Origin of the sequence: Lysinibacillus sp. (assembly GCF_032093475.1) — a bacterium.
Taxonomy (GTDB): domain Bacteria; phylum Bacillota; class Bacilli; order Bacillales_A; family Planococcaceae; genus Lysinibacillus; species Lysinibacillus irui.
In genome coordinates this window covers 1-18,795 of the sequence record NZ_DAMDAY010000071.1, presented here as the reverse complement: position 1 = coordinate 18,795, position 18,795 = coordinate 1, and the positions used below count along the sequence as shown (strand labels likewise).

General features: G+C 38.9%; 15 protein-coding genes, 1 pseudogene and 1 other annotated feature. Of the genes and pseudogenes, 12 read left to right on the top strand and 4 right to left on the bottom strand.

The features are described from left to right. The 3 genes and pseudogenes from RT445_RS14860 to RT445_RS14850 form a co-directional block, all read left to right on the top strand. Window positions 1-318, top strand: a pseudogene (locus tag RT445_RS14860) (beta-ketoacyl-[acyl-carrier-protein] synthase II); the annotation flags it as partial. Between the two features lie 108 nt (window positions 319-426). After that, on the top strand, window positions 427-570 hold the full coding sequence (locus tag RT445_RS14855) for a hypothetical protein (RefSeq protein WP_274797173.1): 144 nt from the start codon (window positions 427-429) through the stop codon (window positions 568-570). Window positions 571-717: 147 nt separating this feature from the next. Then, complete coding sequence (locus tag RT445_RS14850) at window positions 718-1,461, top strand: amidohydrolase family protein (RefSeq protein WP_274797174.1); 744 nt, start codon at window positions 718-720, stop codon at window positions 1,459-1,461. 48 nt (window positions 1,462-1,509) lie between these two features. On the opposite strand, the gene RT445_RS14845 is transcribed toward RT445_RS14850, so the two are convergent. Further along, complete coding sequence (locus RT445_RS14845) at window positions 1,510-3,114, bottom strand: ABC-F family ATP-binding cassette domain-containing protein (RefSeq protein WP_274797175.1); 1,605 nt, start codon at window positions 3,112-3,114, stop codon at window positions 1,510-1,512. 636 nt (window positions 3,115-3,750) lie between these two features. On the opposite strand from RT445_RS14845, the gene RT445_RS14840 reads away from it, so the two are divergent. From RT445_RS14840 to RT445_RS14830, 3 genes are all read left to right on the top strand, one after another. Beyond that, window positions 3,751-5,634 carry an FAD-dependent oxidoreductase gene (locus RT445_RS14840; RefSeq protein WP_274797176.1) on the top strand — a complete coding sequence of 628 codons (1,884 nt, stop codon included), beginning with the start codon at window positions 3,751-3,753 and terminating at the stop codon, window positions 5,632-5,634. Between the two features lie 81 nt (window positions 5,635-5,715). Next, window positions 5,716-5,934, top strand: a binding site (T-box leader). 44 nt (window positions 5,935-5,978) lie between these two features. Next, complete coding sequence (gene argS / locus RT445_RS14835) at window positions 5,979-7,652, top strand: arginine--tRNA ligase (RefSeq protein WP_274797177.1); 1,674 nt, start codon at window positions 5,979-5,981, stop codon at window positions 7,650-7,652. Window positions 7,653-7,708: 56 nt separating this feature from the next. Continuing rightward, a complete protein-coding gene (locus tag RT445_RS14830) occupies window positions 7,709-8,881 on the top strand; it encodes an MFS transporter (RefSeq protein WP_274797178.1) in 1,173 nt (390 codons plus the stop codon). A gap of 231 nt (window positions 8,882-9,112) precedes the next feature. On the opposite strand, the gene RT445_RS14825 is transcribed toward RT445_RS14830, so the two are convergent. Next, complete coding sequence (locus tag RT445_RS14825; RefSeq protein ID WP_274797179.1) at window positions 9,113-9,502, bottom strand: hypothetical protein; 390 nt, start codon at window positions 9,500-9,502, stop codon at window positions 9,113-9,115. Between the two features lie 486 nt (window positions 9,503-9,988). Between RT445_RS14825 and RT445_RS14820 the strand changes: the two genes are divergently transcribed. Both RT445_RS14820 and recQ read left to right on the top strand, forming a co-directional pair. Further along, entirely contained in the window at window positions 9,989-11,092 is a 1,104-nt protein-coding gene (locus RT445_RS14820) for a TcaA NTF2-like domain-containing protein (RefSeq protein WP_274797180.1), read from the top strand. A gap of 7 nt (window positions 11,093-11,099) precedes the next feature. Next, on the top strand, window positions 11,100-12,872 hold the full coding sequence (recQ, locus tag RT445_RS14815) for a DNA helicase RecQ (protein ID WP_274797181.1): 1,773 nt from the start codon (window positions 11,100-11,102) through the stop codon (window positions 12,870-12,872). A 62-nt stretch (window positions 12,873-12,934) separates the two neighbouring features. On the opposite strand, the gene msrA is transcribed toward recQ, so the two are convergent. Beyond that, entirely contained in the window at window positions 12,935-13,456 is a 522-nt protein-coding gene (gene msrA, locus RT445_RS14810; protein WP_274797182.1) for a peptide-methionine (S)-S-oxide reductase MsrA, read from the bottom strand. A gap of 174 nt (window positions 13,457-13,630) precedes the next feature. Here msrA and RT445_RS14805 point away from each other — a divergent pair, with 174 nt between their 5' ends. The 3 genes from RT445_RS14805 to RT445_RS14795 all read left to right on the top strand — a co-directional run bounded on the left by RT445_RS14805 (window position 13,631) and on the right by RT445_RS14795 (window position 16,312). After that, a complete protein-coding gene (locus RT445_RS14805) occupies window positions 13,631-14,581 on the top strand; it encodes an LCP family protein (RefSeq protein ID WP_274797184.1) in 951 nt (316 codons plus the stop codon). Window positions 14,582-14,644: 63 nt separating this feature from the next. Next, on the top strand, window positions 14,645-15,844 hold the full coding sequence (locus RT445_RS14800) for an AI-2E family transporter (RefSeq protein ID WP_274797186.1): 1,200 nt from the start codon (window positions 14,645-14,647) through the stop codon (window positions 15,842-15,844). A 102-nt stretch (window positions 15,845-15,946) separates the two neighbouring features. Further along, window positions 15,947-16,312 (top strand): cupin domain-containing protein, encoded by a 366-nt coding sequence (locus RT445_RS14795; RefSeq protein WP_274797187.1) that lies wholly within the window; start codon window positions 15,947-15,949, stop codon window positions 16,310-16,312. A 67-nt stretch (window positions 16,313-16,379) separates the two neighbouring features. Here the strand turns inward: RT445_RS14795 and RT445_RS14790 are convergent, their stop codons facing one another. Beyond that, the gene (locus RT445_RS14790) at window positions 16,380-17,555 is read right to left on the bottom strand and encodes an aminotransferase class I/II-fold pyridoxal phosphate-dependent enzyme (protein WP_274797189.1); all 1,176 of its coding nucleotides are present in this window, start codon (window positions 17,553-17,555) and stop codon (window positions 16,380-16,382) included. A gap of 342 nt (window positions 17,556-17,897) precedes the next feature. Here RT445_RS14790 and RT445_RS14785 point away from each other — a divergent pair, with 342 nt between their 5' ends. Then, window positions 17,898-18,779, top strand: a complete 882-nt coding sequence (locus RT445_RS14785) for an aminoglycoside 6-adenylyltransferase (RefSeq protein WP_274797190.1) — start codon at window positions 17,898-17,900, stop codon at window positions 18,777-18,779. Window positions 18,780-18,795 lie beyond the last annotated feature (16 nt).

Sequence of the window (18,795 nt, the reverse complement as noted above, 5' to 3'; positions counted from 1 at the left end):
GAGGGTGATAAATCCGAAACAAAGGCGATTAAAAGTGTCTTTGGCAACGATGCCTATCAATTAAAAGTAAGCTCCACAAAATCGATGACTGGACATCTTTTTGGAGCAGCCGGCGGTATCGAGGCGATCATTACCTTAAAAAGTATCATGGAGAATATCATTCCACCTACAATCAATTATGACACGCCAGATCCCGAGTGTGATTTAAATTATGTGCCAAACGAGGCGCTTCATCAAACGGTCAACATTGCTTTAACCAATGGCTTTGGCTTTGGTGGTCATAATGCAGTACTAGCCTTTAAAAAGTTTGAGGAATAAAATAATAGAAAGAGGATGACAAGGATGGTATGGAATTGGATGTTCATACCATCCTTTCTATTTTAATGTATAATTATGGATGAACGGTTTCAGAGAAAGGGGTTTTATATGAAGTACGAACTATATGGAGACCAACAAAGTAATATTACTATTCTTGCCATACCAGCATTAGGGGAACGAACAGAATTTTATCGTCCATTGGCCAAGCAAATGTTCAAATCGTTCGTAATGGTCATCACTATTTACCTTTAACCCATACGGAGGAAGTAACAAGTTTTCTACAAATTAATTTAGTAAGAAGTTTGTAATTATATAAGTTTTTCTTATGATGTATTAGCAGAAAAACAATATTCTTCTTATGACTGTTATGTGTTAAATTGAGGGAAAGGGGGTTGAAAGATGAAAATTTTTGATGCACATTTTCATATTATCGATTTAAACTTTCCGATTAATGAAAATCAAGGATACACACCACCGAGCTACATAGTAAATGATTATCTAAAGGCAACTAGTCATTTACATATAGGGGGAGGAGCCATTGTTTCAGGATCTTTCCAAGGTTTTGACCAAGCCTATCTAGTTAAAGCATTGACACAGCTAGGTCCCTCATTCTGTGGTGTGACGCAATTACCATATACTGTGACGGATGAAGAAATAGTAGATTTACATAACAATGGGGTAAGAGCATTACGCTTTAATATTAAACGAGGTGGCTCAGAGGATGTATCTAAGCTAGATCGCTTTGCTAGAAGAGTGTATGATTTGGTAGGCTGGCATAGTGAATTGTATATCGATGCTAAATCGTTACCGGATATTGCTTCAACCATTGAAGCATTACCCGCTATATCTATCGACCATTTAGGGCTATCGGAGGAAGGGCTTCCTCATTTAGTCAAGCTAGTGGATAAGGGCGTACGGGTGAAAGCGACTGGTTTTGGACGTGTGGAACTCGATGTCAAAAAAGCTTTACAAACTATTTATAACGTCAATCCAGATGCGCTTATGTTTGGGACAGATCTGCCATCCACAAGAGCAAAACGTCCTTTTAATAATGCAGACATAGAATTGATTCAACAGCTTTTTGATGAACAGGCTGTTGCTAAAATTCTCTATCAGAATGCGATGCAATGGTATTTCAAATAAATAATAAAATCCTCTACCTAATGATCGGTAGAGGATTTTTTATAGAAATTAGCTTAAGCCTTGACTATCTTTCCATTCTAAAAATTCATCATATGTTAATTGCTTATCTAAAATAGAGCCGTCTTCACGGATTTCGATGACACGGTTCGCAATTGTTTGGATGAACTGATGGTCATGAGATGTGAAAATCATAGCGCCTTTGAAACGAATTAAGCCTTCATTTAAAGCTTGAATTGATTCAAGGTCAAGGTGGTTCGTTGGTTCATCTAGTAAAATAACGTTTGCTGTCGCAAGCATCATTTTTGATAGCATACAACGTACTTTTTCTCCCCCTGATAAAACAGAAGGGGATTTTTTTACTTCCTCGCCTGAGAATAGCATGCGTCCTAAGAAACCACGTAGGAAGCTTTCTGTTTCATCATCAGGTGAGTATTGACGTAGCCATTCAACTAATGATTTCTCAGAACCCTCGAAGTACTTATCATGATCGTTTTCGAAGTAGCTTTGAGATGTTGTGACACCCCATTTAAATGTACCAGCATCCGCTTCTCTTTCTTCCATTAAAATATCAAGAAGGGCTGTTTTTGCCATAGGGCTACCAAGTAAAACGATTTTATCTTCTTTGTTCATAGAAAAACGAATATCTTTAAATAACGTTTCGCCATCTTGAGTAGCTGTAAGGCCATCGACTGTTAAAACATCATTACCGATTTCACGGCCAATTTGGAAGTTGATGAATGGATATTTACGGCTTGATGGCTTAATATCATCTAGCTCGATTTTATCCAGCATTTTTTTACGAGATGTCGCTTGCTTCGATTTAGAAGCATTCGCAGAGAATCGTGCGATAAACGCCTGTAATTCTTTAATTTTTTCTTCTTTTTTAGCATTTTGGTCTTGTGCCATTTTTTGTGCTAATTGAGAAGATTCATACCAGAAATCATAGTTACCCACATATAATTGGATTTTAGAGAAGTCCAAGTCCGCAATATGTGTACATACTTTGTTTAAGAAGTGACGGTCATGGGATACAACAATAACTGTGTTCTCAAAGTTAATTAGGAATTCTTCTAACCATTGAATAGCCTTTAAGTCAAGGTGGTTGGTAGGCTCATCGAGTAAAAGAACATCAGGCTGACCGAATAATGCCTGTGCAAGTAATACTTTGACTTTGTCAGAGCCTTCAAGGTCACCCATCAGCATGTAGTGAAGGTCATCTGAAATACCTAAACCGTTTAATAATGTAGCTGCTTCTGAGTCAGCTTCCCAACCGTTTAGCTCTGCAAATTCACCTTCTAGCTCTGCTGCACGCATGCCATCTTCATCTGAGAAGTCTTCCTTAGCATAGATCGCGTCTTTTTCTGTTTTTACATCATAAAGGCGCTTATTCCCCATAATAACAGTATCAAGTACTGTATGCTCATCGTATTCAAAGTGGTTTTGCTTTAGGACGGATAAACGTTCGTCCTTGCCCATTGATACGTGACCTTCCTGTGCTTCAATTTCACCAGAAAGAATTTTTAAGAATGTTGATTTACCAGCACCGTTTGCTCCAATTAAACCGTAGCAATTTCCTGGTGTGAATTTTATATTTACGTCTTCAAATAGTTTACGATCGCCATAGCGAAGACCTACATTACTAACTTGAATCATGCAAGTTCCTCCTTTTTTCACAATGGCTCTAGTATATCATGAAATATGTTCCATAGTCTATAAACATTATTAAATCAAGGTTTTGCGTTCTTTCAACCTATTTTGTTAAACATAAATTGAATAAAGATACAATTAAAAAGTTTTTCTTGATGTAACTTTCTGCAAAGTTGAGACGTCTATATTGTTGTACGATTAACTATTCTTGAAAAAGAATAGAGAAATGACGTCATTTACCATGGGGATTTTGGTTGCTTCTTCACAAAGATATCGACTAAAATAATGCTGACTGTTATCAGGTGAACTTAGGTTTCTAATCACCACATGTGTATGTACATAACCCCGTTTGGAATGCCAGCTGATCGTTCCCTTCGATCATTCATACTATTTTTATGCGATTACTACAATTGTCCAATTGGTTGACAAAAAGCATCCAATCCTCATTAATCATTGTATTCATTGATATTAGTAAATCAATTCACATAGAAAAGTTCCGTAGATTAGGTGTGTTTTAATGTACGGTTAAGAGGCTTACATTTGTAGGCAAATGTAGAAATTAGGACATTCAGCTCTTTCAAGAGGTGGAAATGATGATAAAATAAACATGTTTATGGAAAAATTAACTATTGGAGGTACTTTATGGGTAAGGGCTTATTATGGACAGCCACTTGTGTAATAGTAGTTTTACTAGGGTTTGGAAGCTACTATTTTATTAAAGAAATAACAAACTCTATGGCATACAATAAATTAGTGGATGAGTATAAAAAGCCAGAACCAATAAACAATATAGAGGCAGACTATGATGTGATCGTTATTGGTGGAGAACCTGAGGGGGTAGCAGCTGCAGTAGCTGCGGCTCGCAATGGTGCGAAAACATTATTGGTAGAAAAACGACAAGAGCTTGGTGGTTTATTTACATACGGAATGCTGAATTTCCTCGATATCCCTCGTGATGGCCACAATAACTCGATCAGTAAAGGTATTTTCAAAGAGTGGCATGAGCTTGTCAAAGGGAATGACGCTTTTGGCATTGTCGGTGCGAAGGCAGCCTTTAAAAAACTAATTGATGAAGAGCCAAATTTAACCTTATCAGTGCAAACCGAGGTATTGAAAGCGAATGTGAATCAACAGCAAGTAACCTCAGTCGAATTAAAAAATGCGTACGGTACATATGTTGTGACGGGGAAATCTTTTATAGATGCCACACAGGATGCTGATTTTGCTGCAATGTCGAATGTTCCTTTCTTTGTAGGTGGAGAGGATATTGGCATAAAGGATAAACGCATGGCTGTGACTTTAATGCTGCATTTAAAAAATGTAGATTGGGATGAAGTGAAAAAAGCAGCGAAGTCTGACGTATTTGGCGGAGCCAACTTAAATCATACGGTTATGTGGGGCTTCACAAAGCTACATGATGAATACAAGCCTATACAAGAGGGCACGAGATTAAGAGGGTTAAATTTAGCGCGCGTCGATGATGAATATTTTATTAATGCCTTACAAATCTTTGGCATTGATGGCTTGAATGACAACTCCAAACAAGCGGCCATTGCGGCAGGTAAGAAAGAAACGTTACACATTCTCAAATATTTACAGGAAAATTTCCCTGGATTTGAAAAAGCGGAAATTGTCAGCTATCCAGAAGAGCTGTATGTGAGAGAAACAAGACATATTTGGGCCGAATATCAATTACCAATGGCAGATCTTTGGAAAAATAGTGATCAGTGGGATAGTATTGGAATTGCTTCATACCCAGTGGATGTGCAAGCACAGACACCTCATGACTATGGCTACGTCATTGCTGCACCAAAGCAGTATGCCATTCCTTTCCGTTCATTAGTACCGAAGGATATTGATGGCTTGCTAGTGGTTGGACGCTCAGCCGGTTATTCGTCACTGGCAGCTGGTAGTGCGCGTATTGTGCCTACCGGAATGGTAACAGGTGAAGCGGCTGGTACTGCGGCTGCACTAGCTTTGAAAGAGAATATCAGCTTTAGAGACATGAGCAAGGATAAAAAGCTTATTGCCTCTTTAAGAAAGCAGCTCGAAAAACAGGGAGCTTATGTTGATTCATTTTCTGTTGAGTATCCGTATCAAGGAAAATGGTATGATGAAGCCATTCAAACACTCATTAATTACGGTCTTGTAGTAGGTGGCTACGAAAATGATTTAAAAGTCGATAGTAAGGCAACAAAAATTAAGTTTGCTAAAATGCTAAAAGAGAGTATGCTCCGTGCTGGTGGAGAGAGTGCCACAGCTAAGAAGGATCAGCTCGAAATTGTCATTAATAAAGTTTATAATAATGGTGATGAAGCCATTATGAGAGATGAAATGGCACAATATTTGGCTGACGTTCTTTTAGGCAAATCCGATGCTACTAGCTGGGATACGTTGATTGAAAAAGGAATCGTCACGGAAAAAGTGGCGAAGAAAGTCAAAGAGAATAAGAATTTAAAATTAAAAGAGATGTACGCCATCATGGCCGATGTCATTCACTATGTAGAAAAAGAACGTTCCTCCTGATGAGGAGCGTTTTTTCAAAAGGAAAATGAAAATCATATTGACGCCAACTAGAAAGTCCTGTAATATATGTCAAAATCATAAAAAAATTCGATGAAAAAGAGAGTAGTTGATGGGACAGCTGGCAAGCGAGTTAGGGATGGTGTGAGCCTAATACAGAAACCATGAATGAAGCGCACTTTGGAGAAGATTCTCGAACTAGTAGTAGAGAATAGCGGGGCGTCACCTCGTTAACAACGGAAAGTGGTCATAACAATGGCAACTAGAGTGGTACCACGGGATTACTATGCTCTCGTCTCTAATTTATAGAGACGGGGGCTTTTTTATTTGAACAGGAGGATGGGAAAATGAATAAACAAATTGCTAATAGTATTGCAGAAGTTTTTAATCAACAGTTATCGGTGGATGAGATTGAACATTTATTAGAAAAACCAAGAACTTTAGAGCTTGGGGATGTGGCATTTCCGTGCTTTACGTTAGCTAAAACATGGAAGAGATCACCGCAAAGTATTGCCGCGGATATAGCGAATCAGTTAAAAAGTGATGACATCCAGCGTGTGGAGGCTGTGGGTGGCTATGTCAATATTTTTTTGAATCAACAGCAAGTGACGCAGCATGTGTTAAGCAATATCCTGCACGAGAAACACTTATATGGCACCAATCAAACTGCCATGGGACGCGTCGTGTTAGATTTTTCATCGCCCAATATTGCGAAGCCTTTCTCCATGGGACATTTACGTTCAACGGTCATCGGCAATGCATTAGCTAATATTGCTACGAAAAATGGCTATCAAGCGATTCGTATCAATCATCTAGGTGACTGGGGCACCCAATTTGGTAAACTCATCGTGGCGTATCATTATTGGGGTGACAAACAGGCCATTACAGCATCACCGATTGAGGAGTTATTAAAGATTTATGTGAAGTTTCATGAAAAAGCAGAGCAAGATCCAACACTAAACGAACAGGCACGTGCAGCCTTTAAAGCGTTAGAAGACGGCGATGAAGAGGCACTCGCATTATGGCAGTGGTTCAGAGATGTCTCCTTAGTAGAGTTTCAGACAATCTATCAGCTACTCGGCATTGATTTTGATGCCTTTACGGGAGAGGCCTTTTACAATGATAAAATGACAGCCGTTGTGACAGAGCTAAAAGATAAAGAACTCTTAGTAGAATCAGACGGGGCATATGTAGTTGAGTTAGACAATATGCCACCGTGCTTAATTACAAAAACGGATGGAGCTACGCTTTATGCAACGCGTGACTTAGCTGCAGCCTTCTATCGTCAACAGCACTACCAGCCAGAAAAGATTTTCTACGTGGTCGGTAATGAGCAATCACTACACTTTAAGCAACTATTTCGAGTCATCGACAAAATGGGCTATGCTTGGGCAAACCGTCTACACCACGTACCATTTGGGATGATGCTTAAGGATGGTAAAAAAATGTCTACACGTAAAGGCAAAGTGGTGTTGCTTGCTGATGTGCTCAAAGAGGCTATTGCAACGGCCAAGCACAATATTGAAGAAAAGAACCCTCATTTACCAAATAAAGAACAAGTAGCACAGCAAGTAGGGGTAGGTGCGGTCATTTTCAATGATTTAAAATATCATCGCCAAAATGATATTGAATTCTCAATCGAACAAATGATGAATTTTGAAGGAGAAACAGGGCCATATGTGCAATACACCTACGCACGTCTGTGTTCCATTTTAGAAAAAGTCGAGGTACCATCACATGACGTGACTCTCGAAGCATTAGGTGAGCAGGCTTGGCCGATTATTTTATTATTAGAACAATTTCCTAACGTGGTGGTCACAGCTTTTGAACAGGCAGATCCGTCGCTAATAGCAAAGTTCGCGTTACAGCTTGCACGTTTATTGAATAAATATTATGCACAACATAAAATATTAGCCGATGATGCACAACAAACATCACGTATAGCACTATGTTATTGTGTCGCAATCATCTTAAAAGAATCACTCACTTTATTGGGCATCGAGTCACCTGCAAATATGTGAGGTAGCACGATCATAGATTGTCTTGTCAAAGTCGCAGTAGAGAGGATATTGAACAAATGGTGAAAAAACAATGGACCGTTTCGCTCATACTGGTGGTAGTAAGTATATTTTTAATTGCGCTCAATATGAGACCAGCAGTAACAGCAATCGGACCACTATTTAACGTATTAGCATCAGCCTTGCATGTCTCCAATACGAGCATCAGTTTACTAACTTCAATTCCCGTTTTTTGTATGGGATTATTTGCTCCACTTGCTGTACCTCTTCAACGAAAGCTTGGGACGAAATCGTCTATCACACTGTTAGGCGTTATCCTTGTTGTAGCGAATGGATTGCGTTTTTTTAAAGAAAGCTATCAATTACTAGTGATCACCAGTTTTATGGCAGGTTTGGCTATCGCTATAATTGGTCCGATATTAAATGCGTATATTAAGAAAAAATTTCCGCAGCGTTTTACGGCAGTGATTGGTATCTATTCATTTGGCATTGGGGTAGGGGCTACCTTAAGTGCAGCGTTAACTGTTGCTTTTTATCATGCTTTTGCTAATAGTTGGACCATTGCACTTGGGCTATGGGTCCTACTAGCTATTGTCGCAGTTGTCTTTTGGTTATTGGCCATTCCAACAGAGCAGCCAGAGTTTGGGCAAAACTTGGAAACGTCTGAACAGAGTCGGAATCCGTGGACATCTAGACGTGCCTGGGTGATTTTACTGTACTTTGGTTTACAAACGTCGCTGTTTTTCTCCATCATGTCTTGGCTCACACCTCTTCTGCAGGATAAAGGCTCGACACTAGAGGCAGCTAGTACCATGCTCACATGTATGTCAATTGTGCAAATGATTGGAAATATGGCTGTGCCAGTATTCATGGAAAAATGGCCAAATCGAATGGCTTGGATTCGAGCATTAGGCTTAGTAGGCGTCATTGGATTTACACTATTGTGGCTCACATCAGGGACCCTTTTATGGTTAGCTGTTTTATTGATTGGCATAGTCTTAAGTGGTCTATTTCCGATTGGCTTGTTGTTACCACTTGATGAGGCTCAAAACGATCAAGAGGCCAATAGCTGGTCCTCGATGGTGCTATCAGGTGGCTTTATGCTGAGTGCCATAATCCCAATCATGATTGGGGTTGGCTATGACATAACAGGCAACCATATGTGGACATATGTCATCTTTCTTGTGTTGATGGTAGGCATTATAGCAACGACAGAACTGTTAAAAAAATAAGAGGATATGCGTTAACGGTAAACCGTTCAGTTCAGTGGTAAAAAAGTTCAAAATAACATTGGATATTGCGACATATTTTACAATGAAATTATCACTACAATTAACATAGTAATTAGCATTGATTTTGACATAAAAAAGGACTTAGTTCACTTAATGAACTAAGTCCTTTTAAATTACATCGGCTATTTATAATGGAAAATAAGCCTCTGTTTGTTGAACAAGACGTTTTGTTTACCCTTCAACGATTGCAAGATACTTTTTGATTTCTCCCTCAGATTCAATAATTAAAATATCTTCTCTTTCTTTTGTAGAAAAAATCTTTGCACCAACAGGAAGTTTATTTGACATTTCATCTTTAAAATTCGTACCAGTATCATTTTTTGTTTTAATTTCACTGACTTGAACATCTTTTGTTAAAGATAATTTTTCTACCCAATCAATATTAGCCTTATAAATTACGCCCTTATATTGAAAGATATCAGCATTAGAATCCAAAGTTAATACTTCTTCGGCGTCGATACTATCATTCGTCACTGTTGTAGTTCCCCCTTGAATATTACAGCCTGTAATCATAAATAATGCTAATACAATTAAACCGTAGAAATATTTTTTTGATTTCATTTTAATCACCTCTATTACATAGACTTGAATTATCTGGAAAAGTTACAAATATTCCATAACACCAGTGAAATACAGGTGTCATTTGAAATTAAATAGTAACTGGACATTCATTCATCATTTATAGATAATATACTCCCAAGAATACACCTTAGAAGCCAAACAAAGTCGTTGTACAGGTGTTTCATCTTTTCCATTCGTTTTAAAATGCAGACAGAAGTTATAAAAATAGCCTGCTAATTACAATGAAATTAGCAGGCTATTTCTTTTTTTTTTGAAAATTATTTTCCGATTCAGTTATCCTCCAATTCTCACAACAAATGTTATGTTTCATAAAAAATAATAGGTAGAATGAAATAAATAGAGACAAGTTGCTGCATTTTTCTAATATTGATTTTTAAATAATAATATTATGTAAACTTGAAACATCACCATTCCTTGATTATGATAGACAATAGAGAATGATGAAAAGAAAGTTTTGGTGAAAGTATGTATAAAAAAGTGCTCGTGTTAGGAGCGACAGCTTTACTCATCACAGGCTGTGATAGTCAAATAGGAGCAGGCTGGTTTCAAAGTAAAAAGGCAGAAGTCCACAAAGAGAGATCGATTGTCGAGCAAGAAGAAAGAATTATTCCAGAAGTAAAAGTTATCGGAGAGCATGGTGTTGGGGCAGGCATTATAATTAAACAACAGGATGATCATCTGTTCATTTTAACGAGTGGAGCACTTGTCGCATCCAAACCAACGGCTCTTATCCAGTTCGGTCAAAATAAGTTAGTGGCAGCAGATGTTCATTTCATGTCAACAGCACATAATATGGCCCTTTTACAAGTTTCGTATCAAGCAAATGTCCAAGTGCCCAAAATCTATGAAGGGGAACTTAATCAGCTAGCAGTTTATGTCAATGGCATGCCCTATACCATTCAGAAATACCAAGATAAAGTAGCGGCTTATTATATTCAAGCAGAAGAAGCCCTACCTTTAGGAAGCCCTGTTATGGAGGCAAACAACGGGGCTATTGTTGGACTTTATTTTAATCGTCAGCAACAAGGTGAGTCCCAACCATACATACTGCCAATAAAGGAAGTCCAGTCCTTTGTGGAGGAGTGGATTGAAGATGGCATGACACCTAGTGTTCGTTTATCCCAATCTAAAAACCTATATCCTTATATTGAACAGGGTGATAAGGAAGCAGTACAGCAAGCTATCGACCAATATGGCGAAAATATCTTTGCCTATAATACGGATGAAATTAAGCTATTTTTAGATACGTTCCATAAGTATTTAAAGGGGGCAGTGGCCATTCAGGATGCAAGTGTCATGGAACCAATCGTTGGATCAGAAGATTTACAGGAAACCCTTACAAGTATGGTTGCCTATTATGCCTCCAAACAGGCGAAGATCCATTTCTCTGATACGAGCATACAGGATATTCAAGTGGAAGAATCCCATCTCCTTGTGAGAGCCAAAACGGAATATATACTAACGAATGCTGCTGGGCAGGAAGCGCTTGCCCACTCCATCATGCTGTATGAATTAGAAAAAAATGACCAGGGCGAGTACAAGCTACTTCGTCTAACAACCGAGGAGTGAATTGTACATGGAGCAAGCAAGACAAATGCTACAGCATCATTTTGGCTATGACGCCTTTCGTCAAGGACAAGCCCAAATTATTGAACAAACATTACAAGGGCAATCAAGCCTATGCGTAATGCCAACAGGTGGAGGGAAGTCCATTTGCTATCAAATTCCTGCCTTAATGCTAGAGGGCTTAACCATTGTTATTTCGCCGCTTATTTCCTTGATGCAAGATCAGGTCGAGGCGTTACGTGCGGCGAACATTCCTGCTGCTTATATTAATAGTACATTGACAGCACAGGAAGTAGATGAAACGATGCAACTAGCTAGTGCTGGGTATTTAAAACTTCTATATATTGCACCGGAGCGACTAGAAAGTACTACGTTTCTTCAAGCCCTGTCTTCATTAACTGTACCCCTAATCGCTGTAGATGAGGCTCATTGTATTTCCCAATGGGGTCATGATTTTCGACCAAGCTATCGATCTATTCAAAAGCTCTTTACTTTGTGGCCGCAAAAACCAACTGTTTTAGCGTTGACTGCCACGGCAACGCCAGCAGTCTGTGAGGATATTCGTCAATTATTATCGATTGACGAGCAGGCAACGGTTATCACAGGCTTTGCTCGTGATAATTTGGCTCTCACGGTGTTAATTGGAGAAAATAAGGAACGTTATATTAAAAATTACTTAATGAAAAATAAACAGGAAGTAGGTATTATTTACGCTGCTACTCGAAAAGCAGTAGATGCGATTTATGATATGTTAAGTCGCTCCGGGGAAGCAGTTGCCAAATATCATGCGGGCTTATCAGAGGATTTGCGAATGGCAGAGCAGGAGCGATTTTTAAAGGATGAGGCACGTATTATGGTAGCCACCAATGCTTTTGGCATGGGGATTGATAAAAGTAATGTGCGCTTTGTCTTGCATTATCAAATGCCTCGCAATATGGAGAGCTATTATCAAGAAGCGGGTCGAGCTGGGCGAGATGGTCTACCAAGTGCCTGTCTCTTACTTTACGCCTCTGGCGACGTCCAAACACAGCGTTTTTTAATTGAACAAACACAGGATGAAGCACGTATCACTCAGGAGTTAGCAAAGCTCCAAACAATGGTCGACTATTGCCATACAGAGGGTTGTTTACAAAATGCCATTTTATCGTATTTTGGTGAGGAACAGGAAGAGCCTTGTGGACGCTGCAGTAATTGTAATGATGGACGCGCTGTGACAGATGTGACCGAGGATGCGCAGAAGGTGCTCGCTTGTGTCGTGCGTATGGGACAAAAATTCGGTAAGACGATGGTTGCCCAAGTGTTAATTGGCTCTAAAAATCAAAAAATCGCTGAATTTGGTTTTGCTCGATTATCGACCTACGGCATTTTAAAAGGACAGTATTCCTCTAAGGATGTCTCCAACTTTATTGAGTTTTTAATTGCAGAAGGTTTATTGGCCGTGAAGCATGGGACATTCCCAACCATTTATGTATCAGCAGAGGGCAAGGAAGTACTACTTGGCAATCGTCAGGTTATGCGTAAGGAAGCTGTCACAGTGAAGAAGCTTGTGGACAATGATCCATTATTTGAACATTTACGGGTGTTACGAAAAGAGATTGCGGATGAAGAAAAGGTACCACCATTTGTTGTATTCTCCGATAAAACATTGCGTGATCTATGTGATAAAAGACCAGCTGTACTGGAGGATTTACGACAGGTAAGCGGTATTGGTGAGGTGAAATTTGACAAATACGGTAAGCGCTTTTTTGAGGCTCTGCAATCGTTTGTAGAAGCCTCATCATAAGAATTTACAGCTGTTTTCGTACAAAAGGTGTCTCCAACATGTGAGACACCTTTTATTATTGCTTATTTTTCCCAATGTTTTGTAATGAATTCATCTCGGCCAGAAATGGCACGATCTTGCTGATAGTGTTCTGCCTCTTTTTTATAATAGTCTTGGTGATAATCTTCTGCTGGATAGAAGCGTTCAGCATCGAGAATTTTGGTTACAATAGGTTTATCAAAGCGCCCACTGTTGGCAAGCTTTTCTTTGGAAGCCAAAGCGAATTGCTTTTGCTCATCTGTATAGGTAAAGATGGCTGTTGTATAGGATTCTCCACGATCATGGAACTGGCCAAAAGCATCTGTTGGGTCAATTTGCATCCAATAAATCTCAAGAAGCTGTTCATAACTAAAAATAGTAGGATCGAATTCAATTTCGACTACTTCCAAATGACCTGAAGTCCCTTTCTTGACATCTTCATAGGTTGGATTTTCTAAATGGCCGCCCATGTAGCCAGAAGTGACTTTATGTATACCGTCCCACTCGACGAATGGCTTCACCATGCACCAAAAACATCCGCCAGCAAATGTAGCTTTTTCTATCATATTGCATCATCCTTTCTTTTGTGAAATTATTATAGCATTGTTTTGCTCCAAACTGGGTAAATGGGTGTAAAATAACGAGTAGATAGAAAAACATGGAATCGATACTGTCAAAATGAAACTTTCTAGCTAATCAATCGTTACATTAACTATATCAAAATAGAGGAGTTAGTTGTTATGGAAGAGCAAGATTATACGAGACGCTCACAACGTCCGAAAAAACGGAGACTACGTAAAGGGAGAGCTTTTTTTACATTAATACTACTCTGTATCATTGTCATCGCAGGTTACTCTATTATGCAATATCGTAGTGGGCTTGAACTGGCTAATGATACGAATGTAGCGCAGGAAGACTTTTCTGGTGATACGATCAAAGGGGATATCGAGAACTACTTGATTTTAGGTGTCGATACACGAGGTGAGGAAAAATCACGTACAGATACGATGATGGTATTATCGTGGAATAAAGCAAATAATGATTTAAAACTCGTATCCTTTATGCGGGATATTTATGCTGATATCCCAGGCTATCAATCCTACAAGTTGAATACAGCTTACTATTTAGATGGCGTCCAACTATTGAAGGATACATTGACGAATATGTTTGGCTTGCCGATTCATCATTATGCATTAATTGATTTTAAGAACTTTGAATCATTAGTTGATATTTTGGCGCCGAATGGTGTGGAAATGGAAGTAGAAAAGGATATGTCTGAGAATATTGGGGTAGAGTTAAAGCAAGGTGTCCATCGCCTAAATGGACAAGAGCTACTAGGCTATGCTCGTTTCCGCCATGATGCTGAAGGTGACTTCGGTCGTGTCGCACGTCAGCAAAAAGTCATTGAAGCTTTAAAAAATGAGCTATTAACACCTAAAAATGTTTTACATTTACCAAAATTTGTAGGAGCAGCTCAAGGGTATGTGACAACAGACTATTCATCAGCTGAGGAAATGCAACAAGTGCTTAAATTGCTATCTAAGGGCAAAGTAAACATTGAAAAAGCTACGATTCCTATTGAAGGAAGCTATCAATTCCAAAACTTTAGCCATGCGGGTGATTCTATTGTCATCGATGTAGAGCAAAATAAAGCCTTTTTAAGTGAATTTCTTGGCATTTCACTGGAGTGATATTTCGCAAAAACCAACATTATCCTGTAATATAAAGGTAGAGATTTGGATTGGGGTGGATATATGGAAAAAGACAGACCAAAAGAGCGTTCAAACCTGCTAGCAACCAAGTTTATACGTTTTTTAGGTGGTAGAAACCTATTATTTACACTAGTTATTTTATTATTAGTTGCATGTGTTATTTTTATGTTTAATCAAGTTTCCTTTATCTTTACCCCGCTACAAGTATTATTTGAAGTAGTGATTTTACCAGGGGTACTAGCCGTCATTGGCTACTATTTATTGCGGCCATTACTGGCGTTACTCGTTAGATGGCGCATCCCAAGAATTTGGGGTATTTTACTACTCTATATAGCGGTAATTGGTGTGATAACACTTCTTGTTGTGTTGGTTTATCCGTTTTTACGCGATCAATTTACCAATTTAGCACAGGAATTCCCTGAATACTTCATGACATTCACACAAAATATTGTTGGATTCCTAAATAATTCTCGTTTTAATGAGTATTTAGCGACACTTAATTTTGATTACAATGAAGTGGTGAAAAATTTCACAACCGATATGGTGAAAACGGTGAGGGAAACAGCTGCCAATGTAGCGCAAGGTGTTGCTACTGGTATTACGGGCTTCCTATCAACATTAACAGGCATTGTCCTATCCCTTGTGACAGTACCGTTTATTTTATTTTACCTACTTAAAGAGGGCGAAAAATTACCGAAATTTATGCTGAAAGTGTGCCCACCACGTATGCGTAAAGAAGTCACTGAAATTTTCCATGACATGGATAAGCAAATTAGTTCTTACATACAAGGACAAATTTTAGTATCCATGTGTATCGGGGCCATGGTAACGATTGGCTTTTTAATTATTGGAATGAAGTATGCGTTATTACTCGGCTTCCTAGCCATGATTACTAGTGTAGTGCCTTATTTAGGTCCTGTCATTGCCATCACGCCAGCCGTTATTATCGCGCTTGTTACTTCGCCATTTATGCTAGTTAAGCTAGCAATTGTTTGGACAATCGTTCAGTTAATCGAGGGGAAATTCATTTCGCCACAAATTATGGGGAAATCATTAAGTATCCACCCGATTACAATTATCTTTGTATTATTAACAGCAGGCTCGTTATTTGGTGTTCCTGGTGTCATTTTAGGGATTCCCGGCTATGCGATCTTTAAAGTGTTAGTCACACATCTATTTAAGCTCTTTAAACAACGCTATAACCGTTACGAAGATGATGTCCATCAAAAATATGATATCTAATCAGCACACAGCTATTGCCATATGGCAGTAGCTGTTTTTTGATGAAAGGGATATTGATATGCTATCCTTTTATTAGATTCACCAAAGGATGGGGGAAAAGGAATGACATACATACCGATCAATTTCAAAGAAAAATTGGCTAAATTTCAGGAGCATTGGTCTCCAAAAGTTATTGCGGAAATGAATGATTATCAATTTAAACTAGCGAAAGTACAAGGGGATTTTGTTTGGCATAAGCATGAGGATACGGATGAGGTATTTATCGTCATTGAAGGGAGTTTAATAATCGAGTTTCGAGATGGTCATGTGCAGTTAAATGAAGGTGAAATGTTTGTGGTCCCACGTAATGTTGAACATAAACCGTATGCAGCTTCCGAATGCAAAATTTTGCTTGTAGAACCGATTGGCGTAGTAAATACTGGCGAGGAACAATCGGCGCTAACCGCTGAAAATGACGTGTGGATTTAATAACCTTGATTTTCATGATAAAACCCTTCCAACATGATGTTAGAAGGGTCTTTTATTTTCACTATATCTAGCTTTTTGCCAGTAATTTTACTTGTGCTAAGCGATCTACAGCTTCTTGAAGAAGTTCCTTAGGCTGTACTAAAGCTAAACGTAAATAGCCTTGTCCAGCAGTACCAAACACGGTCCCTGGAACAGTCACAACGCCAACTTGTTCAATTAATTGGAAGGCTAGCTCCGTACAGTCGATATCGTACGGATATTTCGCCCATACAAACATCCCACCATCTGAAGGTGCCGCATCCCAACCTAATGCTTGTAAGCCATTCATTAATGTCTTATGGCGTTCAGAGAAAGTGGCACGTAAGCTTTCCGTGATTTCCTCTGCGTTGTCCAGCGCTACAACGGCTGCATCTTGAATCGGCTCAAAAATACCAAAATCTAAATTGGATTTTAATTGTTTGATAATGGCGATCATTTCTGCATTTCCAGCGATGTAAGCAATACGTGTCCCTGCAAGGCTAAAGCTCTTCGATAATGAATTAATTTCCATGCCGACTTCTTTTGCACCTGGTGTAGCAAGGAAGCTAGTAGGACCATCACCTGTAAAATAAAACTCTGAATACGCCGCATCATGTAGAACGATAATATTATACTTTTTAGCAAAGGCAACCACTTTTTCAAAATACGCTAAAGAGGGCATTGCGGGTACAGGATTTCCTGGTAAGTTTAAAATCAATAGCTTGGCCTTCTGAGCAATGTCTTCAGGTACAGCGTCTAAGTCAGGTAGATAATTGTTATCAGCTGTTTGAGGCATATAATAAGGTGTTGCGCCCGCTAAGTGAATCCCTGCGTCATAGGCAACATAGGCAGGGTTAGTAGATAAAACGATGTCACCTGGATCACAAAAGGCAACTGGTAAATGAACTAAGCCTTCTTGAGAGCCAATTGTTTGAATGATTTCTGTAGCTGGATCTAAGTCAACGTTGCTACGACGTTTATAGTAGCGACTTACTGCTTCATAAAAACGTTGTGTACCTGTCAGTGTATAACCGTAAGACTCTGCTAAACCTGCTCGATAAGAAAGGTGCTCACGTATTTTATCATGTGGGGGAAGATCAGGACTCCCTAAGCTTAAATCAATTAACGTCATGCCCTTTGCTTGTTGTTCTCTAGCAAAATTTTTCAAATCTCCGAAAATTGCTGGTGTAAATAATGACATTTTTTTAGATGGTACGATTTTCAAAACTAGTACACTCCTTATTGTTGTATAAAGTGAAACGTCAATCGTAGGAGATGTCTTATCTCCCAATCGATTGGTTATGTTCACGAATCGGGCTTTTACAGGCCGTTGATCTTACTATGACCTGTTTATGCGAGATAACAGAATAGTAGTACACATTTTATCATACTAAAGCACATAAAGGGACAGATATTCTGAAAAAAGAAAATATTTATATAATGAAGAAGATGTGTGCATAGACTAGCGAAAATAGATTGTCTGTTGTTGGAATAAGCTACTATAAATTCCTTCATGGAGGGAAATGTATTATACTGAGTATAAAGTTTTTCAGGTAGGGGGAGTCTGATGAGAACCGAGCAAGAGATGTTTGACTTACTATTGATGACGGCACAATACGACGAAAGAATTCGAGCTGTCTATTTAAATGGCTCAAGAGCAAACCCACATGTTGCAAAAGATATGTTTCAAGATTTTGATATGGTCTATGTTGTCACGGAGACGGCCTCCTTTTTAGAGGATGACAAGTGGATTCATCTATTTGGCGACTTACTGATGGTGCAGGAGCCTGATCTACTGGATAAAGGACTTGGTTTCGACAAAGACTTTGCTTATAGCTATACATATTTAATGCTATTTACAGATGGCAATCGAATAGACCTTCGCTTATTATCAACTCAAGCAATGCTAGATGAGTATGGAAAGGATAAGCTAACAGTTCCTTTACTAGATAAGGATCAGCTTTTGCCACCTATCTCTCCAACCTCTGATTGTGATTATCATATTAGTCCACCTACTAAGGGGCAGTTTGACAGCTGTACGAATGATTTTTGGTGGTGCTTACAAAATGTTGCGAAGGGGATATGGCGGGACGAGCTGCCCTATGCTAAGCAAATGTTTGAGGACACAACGAGGCACGCTCTTCATCAAATGCTCAATTGGTGGATTGGTCAGCAGCACCATTTTGAATTATCTACAGGTAAGATGGGGAAGTATTTGAAAAATTATTTGCCAGAAAATTATTGGGCATTGTATAAAAAAACCTATGCAGATGCCGATTATGATCATATGTGGAATGCCATTTTTGCTACATGCACACTGTTTCGAAGCATCGCAAAAGACGTTGCGCATCACTTTCATTTCTCATACCCTCATAAAGATGATGCGAATATGACGGTCTATTTAAAGCATGTACAAATGCTACCACGGGATGCGAAAAGCATTTTGTAGAGTGGAGGGAGTTAGC

Coding starts and splice junctions, on each gene's coding strand:
- RT445_RS14830 (WP_274797178.1), top strand. CDS start 7,709: ATGGTGAAAAAACAATGGACCGTTTCGCTCATACTGGTGGTAGTAAGT.
- RT445_RS14820 (WP_274797180.1), top strand. CDS start 9,989: ATGTATAAAAAAGTGCTCGTGTTAGGAGCGACAGCTTTACTCATCACA.
- RT445_RS14845 (WP_274797175.1), bottom strand. CDS start 3,114: ATGATTCAAGTTAGTAATGTAGGTCTTCGCTATGGCGATCGTAAACTA.
- recQ (WP_274797181.1), top strand. CDS start 11,100: ATGGAGCAAGCAAGACAAATGCTACAGCATCATTTTGGCTATGACGCC.
- RT445_RS14805 (WP_274797184.1), top strand. CDS start 13,631: ATGGAAGAGCAAGATTATACGAGACGCTCACAACGTCCGAAAAAACGG.
- RT445_RS14825 (WP_274797179.1), bottom strand. CDS start 9,502: ATGAAATCAAAAAAATATTTCTACGGTTTAATTGTATTAGCATTATTT.
- RT445_RS14785 (WP_274797190.1), top strand. CDS start 17,898: ATGAGAACCGAGCAAGAGATGTTTGACTTACTATTGATGACGGCACAA.
- RT445_RS14840 (WP_274797176.1), top strand. CDS start 3,751: ATGGGTAAGGGCTTATTATGGACAGCCACTTGTGTAATAGTAGTTTTA.
- RT445_RS14855 (WP_274797173.1), top strand. CDS start 427: ATGAAGTACGAACTATATGGAGACCAACAAAGTAATATTACTATTCTT.
- argS (WP_274797177.1), top strand. CDS start 5,979: ATGAATAAACAAATTGCTAATAGTATTGCAGAAGTTTTTAATCAACAG.
- msrA (WP_274797182.1), bottom strand. CDS start 13,456: ATGATAGAAAAAGCTACATTTGCTGGCGGATGTTTTTGGTGCATGGTG.
- RT445_RS14850 (WP_274797174.1), top strand. CDS start 718: ATGAAAATTTTTGATGCACATTTTCATATTATCGATTTAAACTTTCCG.
- RT445_RS14800 (WP_274797186.1), top strand. CDS start 14,645: ATGGAAAAAGACAGACCAAAAGAGCGTTCAAACCTGCTAGCAACCAAG.
- RT445_RS14795 (WP_274797187.1), top strand. CDS start 15,947: ATGACATACATACCGATCAATTTCAAAGAAAAATTGGCTAAATTTCAG.